The sequence below is a fragment of the Plesiomonas sp. ZOR0011 genome, assembly GCF_000800945.1.
In the GTDB taxonomy this organism is placed as follows: Bacteria; Pseudomonadota; Gammaproteobacteria; order Enterobacterales; family CAMTGL01; genus Plesiomonas; species Plesiomonas shigelloides.
In genome coordinates, this window is record NZ_JRKB01000097.1 from 1 (window position 1) to 214 (window position 214).

At 48.1% G+C, this 214-nt stretch carries 1 tRNA gene; it reads left to right on the forward strand.

The features are described from left to right. Positions 1 to 104: 104 nt before the first annotated feature. Positions 105 to 181 (forward strand) — tRNA-Ile (locus L975_RS15780). Positions 182 to 214: the final 33 nt, after the last annotated feature.

Below are 214 nucleotides of genomic sequence, written 5' to 3' on the forward strand. Positions count from 1 at the left end.
AGGGGAACCTGCGGTTGGATCACCTCCTTACCTGAGATATTTGGCGCTTAAGCTGAGTGTTCACACAGATTGTTTGGTTAATAAATACGAGCGACACTTACGATGGGTCTGTAGCTCAGGTGGTTAGAGCGCACCCCTGATAAGGGTGAGGTCGGTGGTTCGAGTCCACTCAGACCCACCACTTCTTGTACAAGAAAGTGGAAAGTAAGAAAAA